Origin of the sequence: Vibrio hepatarius (assembly GCF_043642085.1) — a bacterium.
Taxonomy (GTDB): domain Bacteria; phylum Pseudomonadota; class Gammaproteobacteria; order Enterobacterales; family Vibrionaceae; genus Vibrio; species Vibrio hepatarius_C.
Genome location: NZ_JBHZSA010000002.1, coordinates 118,319 through 139,965, shown reverse-complemented (window position 1 = coordinate 139,965; position 21,647 = coordinate 118,319). Strand labels below are relative to the sequence as shown.

18 protein-coding genes are annotated in these 21,647 nt (G+C 45.2%); 12 read left to right on the top strand and 6 right to left on the bottom strand.

The genetic code is table 11. The annotated features are described in order from the left end of the window. Positions 1–179 precede the first annotated feature (179 nt). Positions 180–2,114 (bottom strand): PTS 2-O-a-mannosyl-D-glycerate transporter subunit IIABC, encoded by a 1,935-nt coding sequence (gene mngA, locus ACHUFZ_RS03780; RefSeq protein WP_394125954.1) that lies wholly within the window; start codon positions 2,112–2,114, stop codon positions 180–182. A 318-nt stretch (positions 2,115–2,432) separates the two neighbouring features. On the opposite strand from mngA, the gene ACHUFZ_RS03775 reads away from it, so the two are divergent. From ACHUFZ_RS03775 to ACHUFZ_RS03765, 3 genes are all read left to right on the top strand, one after another. Beyond that, positions 2,433–3,149: a GntR family transcriptional regulator gene (locus tag ACHUFZ_RS03775; RefSeq protein ID WP_394125953.1), complete on the top strand. Its 717-nt coding sequence runs from the start codon at positions 2,433–2,435 to the stop codon at positions 3,147–3,149. A 346-nt stretch (positions 3,150–3,495) separates the two neighbouring features. Continuing rightward, positions 3,496–4,344, top strand: a complete 849-nt coding sequence (locus tag ACHUFZ_RS03770; protein ID WP_394125952.1) for a hypothetical protein — start codon at positions 3,496–3,498, stop codon at positions 4,342–4,344. A 95-nt stretch (positions 4,345–4,439) separates the two neighbouring features. Beyond that, the gene (locus ACHUFZ_RS03765) at positions 4,440–5,357 is read left to right on the top strand and encodes a LysR family transcriptional regulator (protein WP_394125951.1); all 918 of its coding nucleotides are present in this window, start codon (positions 4,440–4,442) and stop codon (positions 5,355–5,357) included. A 50-nt stretch (positions 5,358–5,407) separates the two neighbouring features. On the opposite strand, the gene ACHUFZ_RS03760 is transcribed toward ACHUFZ_RS03765, so the two are convergent. Next, positions 5,408–6,196: an AraC family transcriptional regulator gene (locus ACHUFZ_RS03760; protein ID WP_394125950.1), complete on the bottom strand. Its 789-nt coding sequence runs from the start codon at positions 6,194–6,196 to the stop codon at positions 5,408–5,410. A 99-nt stretch (positions 6,197–6,295) separates the two neighbouring features. Between ACHUFZ_RS03760 and ACHUFZ_RS03755 the strand changes: the two genes are divergently transcribed. Further along, the gene (locus tag ACHUFZ_RS03755) at positions 6,296–7,195 is read left to right on the top strand and encodes a DMT family transporter (RefSeq protein ID WP_394125949.1); all 900 of its coding nucleotides are present in this window, start codon (positions 6,296–6,298) and stop codon (positions 7,193–7,195) included. A gap of 61 nt (positions 7,196–7,256) precedes the next feature. Here ACHUFZ_RS03755 and ACHUFZ_RS03750 read toward each other — a convergent pair whose 3' ends face one another. Continuing rightward, the gene (locus ACHUFZ_RS03750) at positions 7,257–9,074 is read right to left on the bottom strand and encodes an MOSC N-terminal beta barrel domain-containing protein (RefSeq protein WP_394125948.1); all 1,818 of its coding nucleotides are present in this window, start codon (positions 9,072–9,074) and stop codon (positions 7,257–7,259) included. Between the two features lie 240 nt (positions 9,075–9,314). Between ACHUFZ_RS03750 and ACHUFZ_RS03745 the strand changes: the two genes are divergently transcribed. Further along, positions 9,315–9,473 (top strand): YqaE/Pmp3 family membrane protein, encoded by a 159-nt coding sequence (locus ACHUFZ_RS03745; protein WP_004411392.1) that lies wholly within the window; start codon positions 9,315–9,317, stop codon positions 9,471–9,473. Between the two features lie 169 nt (positions 9,474–9,642). Further along, positions 9,643–10,671 carry a dihydroorotase gene (pyrC, locus tag ACHUFZ_RS03740; RefSeq protein WP_394125947.1) on the top strand — a complete coding sequence of 343 codons (1,029 nt, stop codon included), beginning with the start codon at positions 9,643–9,645 and terminating at the stop codon, positions 10,669–10,671. A 51-nt stretch (positions 10,672–10,722) separates the two neighbouring features. Here pyrC and ACHUFZ_RS03735 read toward each other — a convergent pair whose 3' ends face one another. From ACHUFZ_RS03735 to ACHUFZ_RS03725, 3 genes are all read right to left on the bottom strand, one after another. Next, positions 10,723–11,937, bottom strand: coding sequence for an iron-containing alcohol dehydrogenase (locus tag ACHUFZ_RS03735; protein ID WP_394125946.1), 1,215 nt, complete (start codon positions 11,935–11,937; stop codon positions 10,723–10,725). A 357-nt stretch (positions 11,938–12,294) separates the two neighbouring features. Beyond that, the gene (locus ACHUFZ_RS03730) at positions 12,295–12,495 is read right to left on the bottom strand and encodes a restriction endonuclease subunit S (protein ID WP_394125945.1); all 201 of its coding nucleotides are present in this window, start codon (positions 12,493–12,495) and stop codon (positions 12,295–12,297) included. Between the two features lie 68 nt (positions 12,496–12,563). Beyond that, a complete protein-coding gene (locus ACHUFZ_RS03725) occupies positions 12,564–14,477 on the bottom strand; it encodes a methyl-accepting chemotaxis protein (protein WP_394125944.1) in 1,914 nt (637 codons plus the stop codon). Between the two features lie 361 nt (positions 14,478–14,838). Here ACHUFZ_RS03725 and ACHUFZ_RS03720 point away from each other — a divergent pair, with 361 nt between their 5' ends. The 6 genes from ACHUFZ_RS03720 to ACHUFZ_RS03695 are packed head-to-tail and all read left to right on the top strand — an operon-like array spanning position 14,839 to position 21,635. Beyond that, positions 14,839–15,795, top strand: a complete 957-nt coding sequence (locus ACHUFZ_RS03720; protein WP_394125943.1) for an AAA family ATPase — start codon at positions 14,839–14,841, stop codon at positions 15,793–15,795. 11 nt (positions 15,796–15,806) lie between these two features. After that, complete coding sequence (locus tag ACHUFZ_RS03715) at positions 15,807–16,724, top strand: DUF58 domain-containing protein (RefSeq protein ID WP_394125942.1); 918 nt, start codon at positions 15,807–15,809, stop codon at positions 16,722–16,724. Positions 16,725–16,726: 2 nt separating this feature from the next. After that, a complete protein-coding gene (locus ACHUFZ_RS03710) occupies positions 16,727–17,200 on the top strand; it encodes a DUF4381 domain-containing protein (protein WP_394125941.1) in 474 nt (157 codons plus the stop codon). After that, complete coding sequence (locus ACHUFZ_RS03705) at positions 17,193–18,161, top strand: vWA domain-containing protein (protein ID WP_394125940.1); 969 nt, start codon at positions 17,193–17,195, stop codon at positions 18,159–18,161. The genes ACHUFZ_RS03710 and ACHUFZ_RS03705 overlap by 8 nt, the downstream gene beginning before the upstream one ends. Further along, positions 18,154–19,989: a vWA domain-containing protein gene (locus ACHUFZ_RS03700; RefSeq protein ID WP_394125939.1), complete on the top strand. Its 1,836-nt coding sequence runs from the start codon at positions 18,154–18,156 to the stop codon at positions 19,987–19,989. The genes ACHUFZ_RS03705 and ACHUFZ_RS03700 overlap by 8 nt, the downstream gene beginning before the upstream one ends. After that, positions 19,989–21,635, top strand: coding sequence for a BatD family protein (locus tag ACHUFZ_RS03695; RefSeq protein WP_394125938.1), 1,647 nt, complete (start codon positions 19,989–19,991; stop codon positions 21,633–21,635). The genes ACHUFZ_RS03700 and ACHUFZ_RS03695 overlap by 1 nt, the downstream gene beginning before the upstream one ends. Positions 21,636–21,647: the final 12 nt, after the last annotated feature.

Genomic DNA, 21,647 nt, shown 5'->3' with positions numbered 1-21,647 from the left:
AACCCAAACACGACTAAATCAAATATTTTCAAGGAGTTAAATCTGGCCACCGCTAAATTCAGGGCGCAAGAATCCACGCCCAGACTCAGTGTAAATAAAACGTTAGGAGCACAGAAATTAGGACAGCCAGTTGTTCGTTGTATTTATTGAGTGAGTTATGAAGTTAACTCAGAATTTAGTTAGTTTTGTGCTGCTGTTTGCACTTCAAACTTACCCTTTTTTACCGCGTGGCCTCGCCAAACCAGTAGAGTAATCGTTGAAATAATCGTACCGATTAGTGCTGCGCCGAACCAAATTGCTGCGGCAGAGAAAGCACCTAAGCCACCGTCATGAAGTAGGAAAATAGAGAAAATACCTGCTCCCGGAGTTGATAGGCCAATACCTGCAGCACCAATCATCGCACCTGTCACCACAGAACCGAGTAGAAACGAACCGATAACACGGATTGGATCTTCAATCGCCATTGGGATTGCACCTTCTGTGATACCCGCGAGGCCCAGAAGCCAAGTCGATTTACCCGTTTCAATCTCAAAGTCTTTGAACAAGCGAGGGGCAATCATGGTTGAAGCCGTTACCGTGAACGCCGATACCATTTTAACAGAGCCGAAAATTGCGTATGGACCATAAACACCGTTTGCCATTGCACCTAGACAAAATGCGTAAGCCGCTTTGTTTACAGGACCGCCCAAGTCGAACGATACAAATAGACCGATGATTGCGCCAAGTAACAGAGCGTTAGTACCCGACATTCCGTTTAACCAATCCGTTAGGCCTTGGTTTATCATGGCTACAGGTTTGCCGATAACAAACAGCATCAAAGAACCTGCCACCAATGTGCCTATAACCGGGTATAAGTAGAAAGTCAAAAAGCCATTAAACGCAGGGCTAAGACGAACGTTATCTTTCACCCAACGCATGACATAACCAGCAATCAAGCCACCAACAACACCGCCAAGGAAACCTGAACCAATAAGGTTAGCCGCAATACCTGCTGCAAAACCTGGACCTAGTGCGGGTTTATCTGCAAGGGAATACGCTGTGTAAGCCGCCAGTACAGGCACCATTAATGTACCTAGCAAGCCACCACCTAACTTACGGTACATCCATAGCCAAGAGTCTTTGGTTGCGTACAGCTCTTGAAGGTCAAAAATTTGAGCGATAAGAACAGCGACCGCAAGAACAGTACCACCAGCGACAATAAGAGGAACGGCATAAGAGATGCCAGAAAGCAACGCTTGTTTAAGCTCAGTTTTTAATGGTAGCTTTTTAGGCTGATTATCAGTAACAACCGTTCGCTCGCTAGTGTTTCCTTTTTTCGATTCTTCAATTGCTTCATTAAGAATACGCTCGGCGTGCTTAATCGGTTCTGCGACGGGAGTTTCTACTCGAGGGATACCGTTAAAACGCTCTAGCTCTTTGATTGCGACTTCAGCAGCGAAGACACAAGCAACAGCATTGTTAAGTTGGTCAGCGGTTAAGCGATCTTCAATACCATTAGCGCCCTGCTTTTCAACATGAACGTTGTAACCCAGCTTTTTACCCGCTTTTTCTAGATACTCAGCTGCCATATAAGTGTGAGCAATGCCTGCAGGGCAAGCAGTAACACATACAATTGTTGGTGCATTTGTATCTAGGTTGTCTTGTTTATTTTCTTGATGATTATCGCCATCAAGAAGTGCGAAGATTTCATCAGCAGTTGTTGCTTTTAATACTGCTTCACGAACATCGTCATCAACTAGTGTGGTTGTCAGTTCGGTCAACAGGTGCATGTGGGTAGAACCGGCTTCTGCATTTGGAATAGCGATAAGGAAGATAAGATTCACATCTTCGTCTTCATCTAAGCCTTGCCATTTCATGTCTTCTTTTAGTGTTGCTACAGCGAAGCCAGCTTCTTTAACCGCGTCAGTCTTGCCGTGCGGTACTGCTAGTCCTTCGCCAAGCGCTGTCGGGCCTTGATCTTCACGAGCAAATACTGCATCAAGATACTCTTGCTTGTTATACAGTTTGCCTTGCTGATCCAGTTGGTCAGCAAGTGCGTAAATCGCTTCCTCTCGACTACTAAATGTAGTTTGCAGATTTACGAGCGACTTATTCGTTAGAGTAGTAAGTTTCATAACCTTTTGTCCCATAGTCACGGATTAGTACGACAGTCGTCCCTGTCGACGATAGGAATAATACAACTTTAAGACATTTAATCCGTGATCACGATCTCATCAATACACATTTGTATTTAATTTGTATTTGAATCATATTGGTAAATCCTTTAAGAAAGCTTGTTATGTATCGTTTAATTTGTATTATATGTACTACAAAACACCGATACGACGCTCACACTAACCTTGAGAACAAGACTTATATAGAGCAAATTTACGTATTTAAGGTACAGGTTGTTAAACAAAGTCTAGTTGTTCTAGCGCACAAATGAGGCAAAAATGGCAAGACTCCCAATGTATCGCCAAATCGCAGATGCAATACGAGAAAAGATCAGTTCTGGTGAATATAAGGTTGGAGAAGCACTTCCAACAGAAGCGCAGTTACGCGAAGTATTTTCTGTCAGCCGCGTAACGGTTAGACAAGCGCTGAAGCTACTGATCGAAAATGATGAACTTGAAAGCGTGCAAGGCAGCGGCACTTACGTTAAAGAGAACAAAATCAATTACGACATCTATAAGCAATCTAGCTTTCAGGAAAAGTGGGCGCATTTGGATGTGGTTACCCACAGTGAGGTTCTGGCTTTTGAAATGAAGCCCTGTTCTTTAGCGATGTCTGAGCACTTAGATATCAAAGAAGGCGAATTGGTTTTCTACGTAAAGCGTGTCCGTTTCATCGACAACAACCCAATTACGGTTGAAGAAACCTGGTTGCCTGTTGCTCTGTTCCCAGATCTTACGTATCAAGTGATGCAAACATCAAAATATGACTTTATTGAAAACACCAAAGGCATGGTGATTGATAGAAGTGAGCAAGAACTGGTACCGATCCTTCCACCAGAAGATGTGGCTCATCAGTTAGGGATCGATCCTGCTCAACCGATTATTGAAAAACGTACTCGTGGGTACTTAGCTAATAACACAGTATTTGAGTACAGTCGTAACTACTTCACATCTAACGATTACCGATTCACATTAATCGCAAAACGACAAAAATAACTGGATCTATTCATATCGGGCAATGGCAGACAAACATCTGCCACTGTCGCTAATTCATAACAGCCTATACCTGATCTTACTGACAATTGCTCCAAGTCACATTTCAAGTGGAATATAGACTCTTCCTAATTTTTTAGACATCCATAATTTCAACCTCAAAAAAAACATAACTCACTGATAGATTTATATTTAATTTACTTTCCCACCTTCCAAGCACCAACTTCAAGTCGAAAATCAACTCATAACAACTCGGTTTAGGCTATTAATTCAAGTCGAATTGTCATGAATAATCAGCTCCACAACGAAAATCGACTCAAGCTAACTTATTGGCGACTAAGGACATAAAATGACTAACTACAAACTTTCCATCATCAGTCTCAGTGTAATTGCAGCACTTGCTCTTTCTAACTCAGCCATTGCCGCCGAAAAAGAAGTACATGACGCAGACCCTCGTAACACTGCTTGGCGTGGTGGTATTGCGTCCGATCACAATGGAGAGGTGAAACTGGTTGCTGGTGGCGGATTCAATAACCTATATGGTGGTGACGGTATTGAAACTCAAACCATTGTTGTTGGTGAATACTTTACTCAATCAGAAAATTTCCGTTTACGCCTGGCTAACTTTGATTCTCGTTTTGGTGGCGTATATCTAGATAATTATTTTACTGATACCACTAATATGTACACTGCGGGATACATGCTCCCACTGACTGCAACAAATGGTAAAACTATGTTTTTCCCGTCTGTTAACTACTCATATGTTGATTTTGATACTGATCAAATCGCGCAAAATATCCAAGGCACTCTTGTTCCAAATTCAATGAGTGGATATACAACAGGCACTGGTCAGACTGCCTTAATGGCGATAAATGGAAATTCTGTCAAAGATGCTCTCGGTGATGACAATGCACACTTGGCTTCTGTTAACCTTTATGGCCTTCAACCATGGAATGAAACGTTTTACACTGTGTTCCAAGCTTTCGGCGGTTCTAGTTATGGTGGTGTTGAAATGCAAATGGTTGATTTGGTATTGCTCCAAGGCACACGCACCAAAGTAGGCGATGCTATTTTCAATATTTATCTAGAAGCAAAATATACCAACATTAAGGTTACTGATATTAATACTGGTGGTGCTAAAGACCACTTAAGAGGAGAAGAAACCAAAATGTCTATCGGCTTTGACTGGCGCTTCTAGGTAGATATTTTTATTGAAACCAGAAAGGACTCTGGTCTCATTAAGAAAATTTCCATTCTCATACCCCAGTTCACTTACTATATTATAGGGCCATTATGATTGATAATATTGACCTTAAAGCAATGAGAATGCTCATTGACCTGAATGAAACTCGCAACACATATGTGACTGCAGAGCGACTCGATCTGTCACAATCAGCTGTGGCTCGTATGTTGAGTAAATGCCGCACCACTCTCAATGACCCTATTTTTGTTCGCTCTGCGGGTAAACTGCAACCAACAAGCTTTGCTGAGCATTTGTTATCTCGCTTGCCAACCATCATTGATGAGATTGATTATGCTGTCAGTGCTAACCAAAAGTTCGACCCTGCTCACCTTAAGGGTAAAATTCAGATCTGTATCAACCGTCCGATCCAATCTCGTTTCGGCGCCGAATTATTCAATCGCTTATCGGCAGAGGCACCAAACGCCACTTGGTACTTGAAAAGCTGGGAATCAAACGCCGTAGAACAAATTTTAGACGGGCGAGTACTGATGGGTGTTAACTATTATAGCGATCATTTCCCAAAATCAATCACACAAAAAGTGGTAGCAAAAGATCAATTTGTCATGCTGGCTTCCGAGAATCACCCACTTTCTCAACTTAACAGCGTCTCTGTTGACGATGCGCTGGACTATGGGTTTATTTCTCTGACTTTGCCGGGGTGGGATGAAAAGAACACGCACTTAAATAGAATCTTTAATGATACGGATCGTTCCCCTAAGATTCGCTTGCAAACAGACAGTTTAAATTTAGCAATGCAAGTCGCTCGAACTAGCAATATGCTCCTACCTGCGTCTGCACAAATGAACACAGGATATACTGGCTTAGTCCCATTAAAACTAGCCTTAACTGGGGCACATGTTCCAAATGCAAATGTCGTGATCAGCGTTGCTTATAAGAATGCGAATAAGCCTATCGTTAGCTGGCTTAATCAGCTACTAGCAAACTTGGTGAAAGACCAAAACCTATGACGACTTCCATGGAGCCCATTAACGAAATCCATTGTGGCGTGATTGTGAAACTAAAGCAGCCTACTTTTATATTGCTCCGGGGTTTGCCCGGAGTATTTCTTAAACATCGCAATAAACGGGCTGGCCTGATTGTAACCAAGCGTCAAGGCAACCTCTTTTACTGAGTGTCCTTTTCTAAGCAAATCCATTGAATACAGATAACGGACTCTTAAGCGCCACTCTGTAAAGCTCATGCCTAATTCTGATTGGCAGTGACGTGCTAAAGTCCGCTCGGTAGTGTGTACTCGCTCAGCCCATTGGGACAAACTGGTGTTATCGATTGGATTCTCTTCTACCGACGCTAAGATCTTAGCGAGATACTTATTATCCGTAGAAGGCAGGAAATGATGCTGGGTGTCTCGCGTAGCGAGTTGGTCTAGTAGCACTTGAACCAGTCGTTTGTCTTGTTCACTTTGAGCCACATTGATATCTCGCTGACGAAAATCATCCACAATCGCCGATACGATTGGGGTCACTTTGATCAAGCTGGTACAGTCCGGGAAGTGTTGAGTTAAATCTTGCGCAATGTTGAGAGAGCAGTATGAGATCGGCTTACGGTTAAAACTGGTGTGCATAACGCCAGCAGGTACCCAAATCGCTAAGTGAGGAGGCGCCAGAAAACGAGTATCTTCCGCTTCCATTTCCAAGATACCGCCACTTATAAGTTGCACCTGACCCCATGGGTGGCTATGCATTCTCGTTTCAGTATTGGAAAGAAACGCCTCAAAATTCATAAACACATCTGATGGTGCTTTATCAATTGATAAGGATGGGTGACGATGTTTTACCGATTTTCTCAAACTTGTCTTCCTATGACTCAATATGTCTTTATAACGATATATATAATTATATAGACCTGTCAAACTATGTTCTCCCGATAATATTGCGATGGTGTTCACATGGTCTATCTACTTCCCCTCTTTACCGTTTGTATTTGGGGCGGAAATGCAATCGTAAATAAAATGGCTGCAGCGACAATAGAACCTAGCGCAATGAGTTTCTATCGATGGTTTCTGGCGATCTTATTGCTCTCTCCCTTTTGCTTACCTAAGGTGATCAAACGCTGGGCAACGATCCGCCCATATTTAGCCAAGCTGGCATTTTTAGCCATGTTAGGCATGGTACTCAATCAGTCACTTTCTTATTACGCAGGGCTGACCACAACCGCGTCAAATATGGCAATGATTACCTCACTAGTGCCATTGATTGCGATCTTTATGAGTGTCCCTCTGCTCGGGAAACCTATTTCTGCATTGAGTATTGTCGGCGCAGTGCTCGCGCTTTCGGGCCTTGCGTTCATGCTAGGTAAAGGGGATGTGCTGTTTTTCCTTCATCAGGATGTAACACCAGGTGACGGTATCATGGTTATTGCCTCTATCTGTTACGGCGCATACTGTGTGCTACTTAAACGCTGGAAGATGCCGCTCTCTAACTGGACCATGGTTTATATGCAAGGCGCACTCGCTTTAATCATGCTAACCCCACTTTGGTTGACGAGTAATGAGCTGCTACCAAGTAAAGAGGCGATGCCATTGATTGCTTACGCAGGTCTCGCGGCATCGATTGCCGCGCCTTGGATGTGGGTGAAGGCGATTGATCTTATTGGTGCTGACTCTAGCGCGATGTTTATGAACTTGATGCCTGTTGTCGCCATTACGCTAGCCGCTACAATGCTTGGCGAAGCGGTTTACAACTACCATGTTGTCGGCGGTCTATTGGTCATTTCTGGGGTAATTCTTTCTCAGCTTAAACAACCGAAAAAAGTGCAGCCAACGTACGAGAAAGCCAAGCAGCTTTAAGTATTCATGTAGATCAAAAAAGCCCACTCGGTGGGCTTTTTTATTTGGTGATGTTTAATATTTAGCTAATAACTTCAACATCGGTTTCAGGTGTACTGCAGCACGCGAGAACAATACCCATATTTCGTTCATGATCTTGCAGCGCTGGTACATCCGGTTGGTGCACCTTGCCTGACTCTACCGTCACCTTACAGGCTCCACATAAGCCAGCACGGCAACTATTGGCGATTGGTGCTCCAGCATCTTCAGCCTGCTCTAAAAGCGTTTTTTGATTGTCGCCAACAAACACATGGCCATTAACACTCAAAGTCAGCTCTTTCAGTGGTTGAGCTGAAACTTGACTCACGCCAAACGCTTCTTGGTGATAGTGCTCTTCTGGCAAGCCTTTCTTCAGTAATAAATTTTTCGCTTTTTGCATAAACCCATCTGGGCCGCAAACAAACACCTGACGCTGCTCAACATCTTTAATTTGTTTCAAGTGCGATAGCGTTAAACGCCCTTTTAAGCCGAACCAATCTGCAGGTGCTTGTGACAATGAGATAAGTACCGTTAGCCCTGGATATTGGCTACGCAGTGAATCAAGCTCATCTTTACACGGAATATCTTCAACACTTCGACACTGATGGTAGAACACAACGTCATCCATCTGATAATGATCCGCTAAGTAACGCAGCATCGATAGCATAGGAGTGACGCCGCTGCCAGCTGACAGCAGTAATAACGGCTGGTCATGCTTGTCACCTAAATGAAAACTGCCATCAGGCTCTTCGCAAACAAGCTCGTCACCAATATTCAGATTATCGATTAACCAATTCGACACTCGGCCACCATCAATTCTCTTAACGGAAATGGCTAAACGGCCTGGGCGTGAAGGGCTCGAAGATAAGGTGTAGCGGCGCCCCACAGATTCATAATCGATAGGGACTGTAATTGGTAAATGTTGACCCGGCTGATAAACCGGTAGCTCTCCATGAGGAGGCTCCAACCAGAACGTCACGAAATCACGCGCTATTTCTTCACGCTCAACGCAAGTCATGATTAGTGTTTTCTTGCCGTTATCTGGATAAAACTCTTTATCTTTGTACTCTAGGACTTCTACCGTATCGTGTTGATTAATCACCCCTTCATTAAGGGCAACAAGGTTTTGACCAAAGAAGACACCGCCACGTTCATTGGCGCGGAACTGAGATAGAGTATTGAGTGGCTCTTTACTACCACGAAACGCCCCTTTCTCGACGTCTACTGTCGTCAAAATACAGCGCTCGCACGGCTTAACGGCTTCAAATTCCACTTCGCCGATTCGAATTCGTTTCCAGCTATCTTCTTCAAACGGCTTAGTACCAGACACCACTAGGTTAGTTCGAAACTGCTCCATTGAATGTTTTTCTGGGCTACGACGGTTAAGCTCTGATAGCGAGGCTTCGCTGATCACTAACACTGGGTAACCATCCGCAAAACTGACGTTGTGCCCTAGTTTTTCACGCACGCGGTTTGATTGCTCACCAGTAAACAATAATTCAACTCGCTGACCTAGCACTTGGCTAAACCAATCATCCGCTTCATCCGTGGTGGTATAGGCAACAAAGTTATCTTTCCAAACCTGAGCTGGGGCTTCTTGCATTTTGAACTCGCTGTAACGAATTCTTAGTGCTGAATGTCCTTGTGCAGTAAAAATCAGACCATCCTGAGTTAAGCAAGACTTCACCTTTACCATCTGCGGATACTTTCTCGCGGTGACCATTGAGCCGTCAGAAAGCGCTAGCATAAAACGTCGATCAAACATCAATCCCTGCTTTTCTACCCAAGAAGTAGAAACAGAAAGGCCGCCGACAGATTTAACAGGAAACACGTTGATTTGAGAAAGAACTGGAGCTGACATTGCTTATCCTAAGCTAGGTTTATTGTGCAGTTATTATACCCAACTGCATTACGCTGTCTTGACTTGAATTTGAAACAACGTATTGTAAATGTCAGGGTTCTATCTCAGAAACATGACATTTGTCAGAATTCCGCAAACATCAAAGCTTTAGACGTTATCGCGTTGGACTTTCGATGCGAGCTCTAGATAATGGACATCACAAAATCGTTGTAATTAGGGAACTAACACAAAGGAGTTCATATGAATAAATTAGTAATGATCCTGCTATGTATCTTTCTTCCACCATTAGCAGTATTTATCGATAAAGGTTTAAACAAAGACTTTGTTATAAACCTTATTTTGACTTTCTTCTTCTTCCTACCAGGATCAATTCACGCACTTTGGTTGACACTAAAGTAAGTGAAAGATTGCCTATAATTTAGGCAACTAAAGTCTCCCATTGAAAAAGAGGATGAAATACTGAGCAGATTGCTCTATCATCCTGTCGCCTAAGCGTAAGCGTTTGCTTTCACAGTTTTCGCTGCGTTTAGGCTCCAATCAGACAACCTAAAATATGGTGGGAGCAAAAATGACAACACTTACGATCACACGTCCTGACGACTGGCACGTTCACCTACGCGATGGCGAAGTGCTAAAGGATACCGTGCGAGACATTAGCCGCTACAACGGTCGCGCGCTAATCATGCCAAATACCATCCCACCTGTAACTAACACTGAAATGGCTCTTGCTTACCGCGAGCGCATCATGGCAGAAAAGCCAAGCGAGCAATTCGAACCGCTAATGGCGTTATACCTAACAGACAACACCACTCCAGAAGAAATTCGTAAAGCAAAAGAGTCTGGTGCCGCAGTAGCCGCTAAGCTATACCCAGCGGGCGCAACAACCAACTCTGATTCAGGCGTAACATCGGCAAAGAACATCTATCACGTTCTTGAAGCAATGCAAGAAGTGGGTATGTTGCTATTGGTACACGGTGAAGTGACTCACCACGATGTCGATATCTTCGACCGTGAGAAACAGTTCTTAGACACAGTGTTAGCGCCAATCGTGAATGACTTCCCGAACCTTAAGATTGTTCTTGAGCACATCACGACTGCCGATGCAGCTAACTTTGTGAAGAACGCTAACGAGAACGTAGCAGCAACAATTACTGCGCATCACCTACTATACAACCGCAACCACATGCTAGTTGGCGGCATTAAGCCTCACTTCTACTGCTTGCCAATTTTGAAGCGCAACACCCACCAAACTGCGCTAATCGAAGCGGCAACAAGCGGCAGCAAGAAGTTCTTCTTAGGCACTGACTCTGCTCCACATGCTAAAGGCATGAAAGAAGCCGCTTGTGGCTGTGCGGGTTCGTACACTGCACACGCAGCGCTAGAGTTATACGCGGAAGTATTCGACCAAGAAGGTAAACTAGAAAACCTAGAAGGGTTCGCAAGCCACAATGGCCCTGATTTTTACGGTGTACCGCGCAACGCAGATACAGTAACGCTAGTGAAAGAAGAATGGCCTGTTGCTGAAAGCATGCCATTTGGCAACGACATTGTTGTGCCAATTCGCGCGGGCGAAACGATCGCATGGAAAGTGAAGTAAGCCTCTTCCACAAGTAATAAATCAGCCCTTAAGTCTCCGCTTAAGGGCTTTTTATTTGTCTATCGATACCGCTAACAGTAACCGCTCACATTCTTCTTGCTGCATATATTTCGGCACTGGGTAATTCCACCTTGCTTCATGTAGCGACTGCTTGGCGAGTTCAGTAATATGCTCTTGCAGAATATGGTCAAAATAAGACGGTAAATCGAGATTTTTCTGTAGCCGTTTAATGTAATCGATAAAAGCCTGAGCTTTGATAGAGTCTGAAACATGACTATCCGTTAGTTTTAATGTATCGGCCAATTTCGCCATTCTTCCTTTCGTCTCAGACTTTGAAAACTCTAAAACATGAGGCAACACCACAGCATTCGCCAATCCATGCGGCGTTCCATATTTCGCCCCCAAGGTATGCGCAATAGCATGAACGTAGCCAAGGCTAGCTTTGGTAAAGGCAAGACCAGCGTAGTATGAAGCCAAAGCCATATTTTGCCGAGCGGTCGCGTTTTGACCAAACTTGACGGCCTTCTCTAAATTATCATCAATGAGGCTAAAGGCGGCTAACGCGTAACGATCCGTTTCTGGTGTCGCATTATCTGACAGATAAGCTTCTATGGCATGGGTTAGCGCATCCATACCTGTCTGAGCCGTGATATGAGCTGGTAACGCTAACATCAAACTCGGGTCCAATGCCGCGGCAATCGGAACAAGCTTAGGATCAATTATCGGTGTTTTCTGGTGAGTAGCAGGGTCCGAAACAACAGCGGCCACCGTCACTTCAGAGCCAGTCCCTGCAGTAGTAGGGATAACAAAAATCGGTGCCGGTGCTTTCCACACTTTGAGCAAGCCAACCAAGCGTCGAACGGGCTTATCATTGGTAGCACACGCCGCAATCACTTTAGCACAATCAATTGAGGATCCTCCCCCCAAGGCGACGACCGCTTGGCACCTGTGCTGGCGGTAAAGAGATAAACCATCTTCTACATGGCGATATGTTGGGTCCGGCTCGACTCCATCATAGATTTCGCAGTGAACCCCTACACGTTCAAACTCAAAAATTAGCTTTTTAGCTAATCTAAGCTTCACAAGGCCACTATCTGTCACTATTAAGACTTTATTGATGTCCATAATGGACACACTATGGCAAAGCTGCTTAAGCGCTTCTTTACCAAGAAAAAGTGTTGGCTTAGAGATAGGTAATACTTTAGCGGCGACCTTTAAGCACCACATATAAACTCGGTGTAGCCAGTAATAGAGCTTCTGTTCCATTATCTGTCTCTATGTAATTAGGTTGATATTATTAGCCTAGTCTTTACAAAGAGTTATCTCTAGTCCCGAGAGCAAACTTTTCCCATCCAGTTAGTTAAAACTGAGCAAAAAGTCGACTAACCCAGGTTATTTCACCAAACGCAATCAAATCATAAATAGTGAAAAACACCACACAGATAACCGCAAGCTTTAGTAGTCGAAAAAGAATAAACATAGTAAGGCATCAAGTTTACAAAATGGCCGTCAGAATGACCTAACTCTCGATTTCAATCAAGTGGTAAGCTGCTCAAGCGCTTAGTTAAAGAGATAAAAGTAAAAAAGCCGCACAAGGCGGCTTTTTAAAATTCATATCGAGCATTAGTGAATTGGTGCGTCTGTCTTCGCGTAGAACTGACCAAAATACTGCTCTAGAACTTCCGGTGTCAGCTTACCTTCCGCTTCTAGCTTTTTAAGCTCAGCTGCGATAGCTTGCTGCTCTTCTAAAGATGGCAGTGCTACTTCTGGCTCATCACCCATCTCTTGAGACATTTGCTCTAGTTCTTTCTCGAAATCACTCATGATCCCACTTACCTTTAAAATAATAACTGAGGCTAAGTTTACCGATTTAGCCTCAGTTATTCCAGTCACTACAGCTTAAAGCTGCCTACCATTCTGTCTAGACGTACCGACAGTTCCTTAAGCTCTGCACTTGCTTCTGCAAGCTCTTCCGCTGTACCTGTCGTGACTTCGTTGACCGCATTGATCTCTTCAATGTTTTGATTAATGGTATGTACCACGGTCGACTGCTCTTCCGTTGCAGTAGCAACTTGAGTGTTTCTGTCTGAAATGTCGTGAATACGCTCAGAAATGCTGATCAGTACTTGCACCGCCTCATCAGACGCAGACACACCCTCGCCCGTTACCGCCTTACCTGCTTCCATTGCGGTTACCGCATCTTTAGCGTCGCTTTGCAGCTGGTTGATCATCTTCTGGATCTCTTCAGTCGAATCCGCGGTACGACTTGCTAGATTACGTACCTCGTCGGCTACCACAGCAAAACCACGCCCTTGCTCACCCGCACGCGCTGCTTCAATCGCCGCGTTGAGCGCCAGCAAGTTAGTCTGCTCTGAAATATCACGTATAACCCCCAGAATAGAACCAATATCTTGCGTGGTTGATGCTAGCTGTCCAACAACCTGACCCGTGCTCTCAATGTCCGCCGCCAAACGACTAATCGCATCTTTGGCTTTGTTCACAACGTCTTGTCCCATTTGGGTGTTGCTCGATGCTTCTGACGCCGTTTCTGCCGCCGTCGCTGCATTGCTTGCGATTTCACTGATGGTTGCACCCATTTGGTTAATCGCGGTCACCACTTGGATGGTTTGATCACGTTGAGCCTGACTGTTGTCATGGGTAATATGGGCTTTATTTGAAACACCGTCAGCCGCTGACTGAAGCGCACTACTTGTTTCTGCCACTTCCTTCATTGATTGATGAATCTTTTCAATAAAACCATTAAAGCCTTCTGATAGCTGACCAATCTCATCATTACCTTTAACTTCAATGCGCTGAGATAAATCGCCATCACCTTTACCTAAGTCAGCAAAGCGAGCTGAAATAGCACGAATTGGACGAGCGATACTATTCGCTAAGAAGATCCCCATGAAAATAAACAGGGCAGCTACCACAACTGTCGTCACCATCATCTGTTTAGCTACGGCATTGAGATCAGCAAAGACTTCATCAACAGGTACTACACCAACCACAAACCAGTCCATCGTCGGAATATAAGTACTTGCGACAAATACTTGTTTCCCTTCATAGTCGGCTTGGATTAGGTTAAAGCCCGATTTCCCAAGCAGCTGTGACGAATCCGAACCGTATAAATTCGATAGTGTCGATTTCGCTTTGTTCGATTCGCGGTGAATTTGGATATCACCGTTAGCGTCTGCTAGGAATACAAAACCGGTGTCTTGAATACGGAAACTGTTCAGCAATGAAACCATATCGTCCATCGATTTCGACAAACCAGCCATCGTGTGACCATTCAGCTGTTGGTAGTTAGTGAACATTTTCACGTCACCATTGGCTTCTTGGAAAATACTCACTGAGGTATCTTTACCTGATTGAGTAAAACCAAAGAACCAACCGTCTTGCTGTTGATTCAGTTGACGTAAAAAGCCGTTCTGGTTCCAGTAGTATGCTGTATCGCGATTAGCTACTGACGCGTCATTTAGCTGATATTGACTACGAACGTTGTTAAGTTGCTTGATAAGCAGGCGTTCTGTCTCAGAATCAATGTCTGTTGTGTCTACCGCTTGTTTAATAAATTCGTTGTTGGCAAGCTGGTGAGCCGCCGATAAAAGTTGGCTAACATCGCGGTCGATTTGGCTATTAATTTGCTCCAGCATCAGTGGAAGCTCGATATCAATGAGACGGTGTTCTAATACCGCTCGCGCCTGTCGTTGAGCCATCACACCGACAATAATCGTGGAAGCCAGTACCGCAAAGGTGATACCTGCAACGACCTTTTGTTTTATGCTAATTGAAGTTAGTTTCATGTCTTCTGCCTTTCCAAGCATTAGGATTCGTAAAGGGTAATAAGTGGTCAGTGACACATAAGAGTTGTGCCGTCCTTTTGATAGACCTTCCAGCCAATATATTATATCGGACAAAACAAACATTTCTTTACTAAATAGTTCACTGACTAATTGATTAACTGAAAAGTAAGATTTCTCTTAGCGGTAAATTTCGTGCTTGATTTTTGGGTCGCAATTCATAAACAATTGAATCTATGGAATTTATCAACAGCCCCCATCGAATAACTGTTGATTTTTCCATCAACCAGTTAACCGCTCACTTCAAACGTGGAACTTTTTTCGTTCACCAGATACTAAGTGAAAAATAGGGAGACACACGATCATGAATTCTGACGCTCTAAAACACCTACGCGAATATTTAAACAGCCAAGTTATTGGCCAGAGCGAACTGGTGAACCAATTGCTCATCGCACTACTTGCCGATGGCCACATTTTGGTTGAAGGCCCCCCAGGGCTTGCTAAAACACGTGCCGTAAAATCATTGGCTGATTGCATTGAAGGCGACTTTCACCGTATTCAATTTACCCCTGACTTATTGCCAGCAGACTTAACCGGTACTGATATATTCCGTCCGGAAACAGGCGAATTCACCTTCCAATCTGGACCTATTTTCAATTCATTGGTACTAGCCGATGAAATCAACCGTGCACCGGCTAAAGTTCAAGCAGCGATGCTCGAAGCCATGGCAGAAAAGCAGATCACCGCAGGTCGCAATACTTATGCACTACCTGATCTCTTCTTAGTGATGGCTACGCAAAACCCGATTGAACAAGAAGGGACCTATCCTCTGCCAGAAGCGCAATTGGACCGCTTCTTAATTCACCTTGATGTAAACTACCCAGACGCACAAAGTGAACTTGAGATTTTGCGCCTTAACCGTGGTGAAGCAAAAGGCGACAAGGCCCCGACGCCACCAACCCTGACTCAAGCCGATATTTTTGCTGCGCGCCAGTCTGTGCTCAATGTCCACATGGCTGACACTATCGAGCAATACATCATTCGACTTATCATCGCGACTCGTAATCCTAGCAACTATGACGACACACTCGCGCAATGGCTAGAAATGGGAGTGAGCCCTCGTGCCACTATCGCACTTGACCGCTGTGCCCGTGCCCACGCATGGCTAAATGGACGCGACTTTGTCTCACCCGAAGATGTTCAAGCTATGGCGTTTCCTGTACTTAGACACCGCTTACTGCTGAGCTACCAAGCGCAGGCTGAAGGTGTTCATCCTAATCAAGTCATCAACAAGCTTCTTTCTCTAGTCGGTAGTGCTTAGGGTTAAATGATATGGAACAAAAGCTGCCGCCATATAGTGATGGTGTCAACCTGTGCTTAGACGAGTTGCTCTACTACAAACAGCAGTGCATCAAATGGATGCCACCAGCAAAGAGTCTGTGGTCACAAATGCTTGGCCAGCACCAAAGTCGTCAGTTGGGTCGCGGGATGGATTTTAGCGAAGTGCGCCAATACCAACCCGGTGACGATATTCGAGCGATTGATTGGCGTGTCACGGCTCGCACGGGTAAGCCCCATACCAAGCTATTTTCCGAAGAGCGCGAAAAGCCCGTTGTACTTTACCTCGACTTTTCATCCAGCATGGCGTTTGGCTCTCAGTTACTATTGAAGTCTGTACAAATGGCCCATATGGCGAGCTTAATTGCTTGGTTAAGCGTCACGCAACAAGATCGTATTGGAGCAGTGATTGATACGGGAAACGAGTTGATTGAGTTGAAGCCAACGGCGAGAAATCGCGGGGCTCTGGCACTATTACAGACGCTAGTCACTTGTCACCAAAGCTTGATTAACCAGCCATCTCGTAACGACCAAGATATTAGCCATGCGCTTCAAGCTCTGGCGCGTTTATGTCCAAAAGGGAGCGAGATCATTTTATTGAGTGATTTTTCTCGCCTAACGACCCAACATGAGCCTAAACTCAGCCGCCTTTGCCAACATAATCGCGTTCGTATGGTGCAAATCAGCGATCCTCTAGAACGTGGGCAAACCCGTTTTCGTGGTACAGAACAAGTCTCAAATCAAAATGATACTCGTTGGTTAGACTTTTCGTCACACAAAACACGCCAAGGTATTGAGCGCGCGTTCTCAGAGCAGCAACAGCACCTAATACAACTCACTCAAAAGATGGGCATCAGCTTTTCTTCACTCTCTAGTGAGCAAGCTCTTACTCAACAGTTACACGGATTATAAACATGAGTAATGAAACTCAAACATCTCCGCTTCCCCTAAACCCAATGCACCTACCTGAGCCTCCGTCATGGTTACCACTCTCTTGGGGTTGGTGGGCAGTGATTGCGAGTGTTTTGCTGACTATCCTTATCATCTGTATGTTCCTTCGCTGGCGCAAAAAGCGCTTGGCTCCAAAACGAACCGCACTACGCTTACTTGCGAATGGCAACCGACCTTCTGAAGCCATTGAACTCGTGAGACAAGCGGCGCTGTGCTATTTCCCAAGAGAGCAAATTGCTCAGCTCACAGGTAAAGAGTGGTATTCATTTCTTGATAGCCAACTAGCGACTCCTCGCTTTAGCGACAACTACGACCTGTGGCAGCAAGCGCTATACACTAATCAGGCAGTACCAAATGCAGAGCAACTTATTCAACATTGTAATGAATGGGTTGAGCAGGCTCTGCCTCCCAAAAAAGGAAAAGTTTCTCGTGGCTAATATCAGCTTCGTGTGGTGGTGGATGTGGCTATTACTTCCACTGCCTTTGCTCGTTTACTACTTCGCTCCACCCTTAAAACAAACCGCTCCTGTCCGCCTTCCATACTTACCTGAATCAGGTGCGGCAGTTGCACCAACCAACACGCTAGCACGAGTGCTGGTTGCTATCACTTGGATTGCTCTCGTCGCCGCACTCGCGCGCCCGGTTTGGTATGGCGATCCGGTGACAACTCAACCTAAACACCGCGACTTAATGTTAGTGCTCGATCTCTCCTATTCAATGAGCCAAGAAGATATGCAAGACGGCGATCAATATATCGATCGACTCTCTGCGGTAAAAAACGTCGTCAGTGATTTCGTTCAGCAGCGTGAAGGCGATCGCTTAGGCCTCGTCCTGTTTGCCGACCACGCTTATCTACAAACGCCATTAACCCTAGATCGACAAACCATCGCTGACCAGGTCAACTCTCTAGTACTACGCCTTATTGGTGATAAAACCGCCATAGGTGAAGGTATAGGCCTGGCGACAAAAACCTTTGTTGATAGTGAAGCTCCCCAAAGAGTGATGGTGCTGCTCAGTGACGGTAGCAATACCTCTGGCGTTTTGGAGCCACTGGAAGCCGCCAAAATTGCTAAAAAATACAATGCGACGATTTACACCATCGGCGTTGGCGCGGGTGAAATGATGGTCAAAGAGTTTTTCATGACTCGCAAAGTCAACACCGCCAAAGATCTTGATGAAAAGACTCTGCAGCAGATTGCCGAACTCACCGGCGGGCAATACTTCCGAGCTCGCAACGCAGATGAGTTGGCAACCATCTACGACACCATCAACAGCCTAGAGCCAATTAGCCAAGCAACGCAAACGTCGAGACCTCAAACCGAATGGTTCCCACTGCCGCTTACTCTTTCGCTGCTGTGTTTTTCTTTATTACTGATTGTCCGGAGGAATTATGTCTGATTTTGTTTTCCTCTCCCCTTACTGGTTAATTGCCAGCTTGCCTTGGTTCGCCTTTATTATCTGGCTATCAAAACGGGCGAGTTCACACACCTTGATCGCCCCACACCTCGCGAAAGTGATGGGAGTACAAGCCAAAAAAAGTCACTCAGGCTGGCTGTCAGTCATGGCATTAAGTGGCTTGATTGCGATTGTTGCACTTGCCGGACCAAGCTTTAAAACCCAAGAGCTGCCAAGTTATGCCAACAGCAGTGCAAGAGTACTGGTGATGGATATGTCGATGTCGATGTACGCCAACGACATTAAGCCTAATCGCCTAACCCAAGCCCGTTACAAAGCAATTGATTTACTGGCTAACTGGAAAGAAGGTTCGACGGGACTGGTTGCTTACGCGGGTGATGCCTACCAAATTAGCCCAATGACAAGCGACAGCCAAACCATTACCAATTTGTTGCCCAATCTCTCCCCTGAACTCATGCCCTACCCTGGAGCAGACGCAAGTAAAGGGATTGAGCTGGCTATCAATATGATGACCAATACTGGTCTTGCGACTGGAGATATCGTGTTAATCACAGATGATATCGACGATACGGAGCGCTCAGCGATTGAGAAACAGCTAAATGGTACTGACTGGCGACTGTCTATTTTAGGAGTGGGCACCCGTTCAGGTGCGCCGATCCAACTCAATGACGGTACCTTAATGACCCACGCAAATGGTCAGCCAGTGGTCGCGAAATCTAACTTCGATAACATGCGTGCGCTTACAGCAGCCTTGAATGGTGATTTTATCCCAGTCCAAGTCACCAACAGCGACGTGGAACGAATTACGCAAATTACTTCTCACCTAGATAGTACCAATGAACAAAACAGCGGACAGAAGATCGCAGAGCGAGTCAATCAAGGTTTTTGGTTACTGCCTTTATTGATCATTCCCGCCTTACTGCTATTCAGACGCGGGTTGTTTTTGAGTGTGTTGTTGCTAGGGCTGCCATTAATTAGTCCTAAACCAGCCATGGCTAGTCCTTGGATAAATAACGATCAGCAAGCAAAGCAGATGTTTGATCAAGGCAAGTTCGCAGATGCTGCCGAGCAGTTTACTGACCAGCAATGGAAAGGGATTTCTCAGTATCAAAATCAGAACTACTCAGATGCGATTGAAACGCTTAAAAATGAACAAAGCCTTGATGGTCGATACAACTTAGCCAATGCCTATGCCCAAAATGGTCAGTTGGATGAAGCGGCGGAGATCTACCAAGAGATCCTCAAACAAGACCCGCAGCATCAAGATGCAAAGCACAACTTGGACGTGGTGAAACAAGCCCAACAGCAACAGCAACAGCAACAGCAACAGCAACAGCAACAGCAACAGCAACAGCAACAGCAACAGCAACAGCAACAGCAAGACGAGTCTAATCAAGAGCAAAACGATAACAAGTCTCAAGACTCTCAGGACTCTCAGGACTCTCAAAATGATAAGAGCTCAGAGCAAGAGTCAAGTCCGTCCCAAGAAAACAAATCCTCTCAAAGCGAGCAGAAAAATCAGCCGCAGCCTGAAGAAAATCAACAACCGAAAGATCAACAATCTCAGTCTGATGAACAAGCAAGCACAAATACCAAGCAAGAATCGAGCAATGAGCAAAAAGAAGAGAGCGATTCCCAGCAACAGATGCAGTCAGCGCAGCAACAAGATAACCAACAGGCTATCGACCCTGAACTAAGAAAGCTGCAGCAAGTAGAAAACGCCCGCGACCCGAGTCGATTACTACGAGCGCAAATGATCTTGCAAGCCCAGCAAAAACAACCACCACAAGATACAGGTAAAAAATGGTAATGAAGAAACAAGCTAAACTCTTTTTCGCCAGCCTATGCGCACTACTGTTTGTCTTAATCAGTCCTGCTGCCTTCGCGACTAACATTCAGGTGACGGTGAGCAAGAATAAAGTCGTTAAGAACGAAGTATTCCAACTCAGAGTCGTGGTGGACAAAAAAGTCTCATCGGATGCCATTGATTTTTCAGCGCTAAACCAAGACTTTTATGTCGGTAGACCAAGCTTTGGCTCATCGATTAACATCATCAATGGTGACCGTACGACGCGTAGTGAATGGAATATTTCATTAGCGGCTCAACGATTAGGCCTAACGTCGATCCCTGCATTTACCGTAGATGGCGCCTCATCACAGCCGATTACAATTCAAGTCTCTGCCGATACCGACCAACCTAAAGTTTCCGATTTGGTCGAACTGCAAAGTGCACTGAGCAAATCTGAGCTTTACCCGAAAGAGAGCGCTACACTTACCACGCGTTTGATCGTGAAAGCCGACCCGCGCCGACTGCAAAACCCGAATATCCTGCCACCTGCGATTATCGGCGACACTCAGTCTGGGCTATCTCTTGAAGCTTTGGGTGAGCCCAATCAGTACCAAAGTGTGTTAGATGGCGTTGAAGTCACTGTGGTTGACCAAAACTACCGTGTTACGGCCAATCAAGCAGGCGATTACACCCTTAACGGCATTGGCTTTAAAGGTAGCGTCGTTTATGGCGATAACCGTAGCGGTACTACTAAGCTAGTCTCGGCTAATACACCAGCGAAACAATTCAAAATTCATGTATCTCCAATTCCAAGCCAATATCAAGGTGAGTGGCTACCTGCAGCAAGCCTAAGTTTGACTCAACACTGGGGTGACTCTACAGGTAACACCATTTCGACAGATAGCTATCAAACCGCCGTAGGAGAGTCTCTTACTCGCGAAATTACCCTAGATGTCGAAGGGCTTGCCTCTGAACATATCCCTAATTTGAAAGTGAACTACCCTGCGAGCATTCGCGTTTACCAAGAGAAGCCTCAGTTTCAAGATTTAGGCAATGGTAAAACAAGGATGACAGTCAAACAGGTGTTGATTGCTCAGCAGCAAGGAGAGGTTCACCTGAGTGATGTATCGCTTAACTGGTGGGACACAAGCAACAGTGTCACTAAGACAGCGACTTTGCCAGGGTTAGATATCCAGATCGCAGCTGGCAGCGGGTTAAGTAATGAGCCTTTAGCCACACCAGCCGCTAACATCAGTAAGCCTGAAACGGTGACAGTGTATGAGCGAGGAATATGGCCATACCTAACCGCACTGTTTGCGCTGTTATGGCTAGCGACTCTGGTCATGTTAATTCTCTCGCGTAGCCGTAAAACGACAAAAGTCACCTCTGCATCCACAACGAGTGAAGTCGAACAGATCCTAACTGCGCTGAAGCAAGATGACAAAGTCAAAGCCAACTATCTAATCAAACATTGGTTAGACAGCAATATAGGAATGGACCCAAACTTGGTGTTAGAAGTTCGCGCAGAACAAACGGCCATGAACCAGAGCCAATATGGCAGTGAAGGTAACCATTGGAAGGCGGCAAAGCTTATCAAGCTGATTAAGAAAGCAAACAAGAGCCAAGGTTCAACAAAAACGGCTAAAGAGCCCTTACCTCCTCTTTAAACGATAAACAGT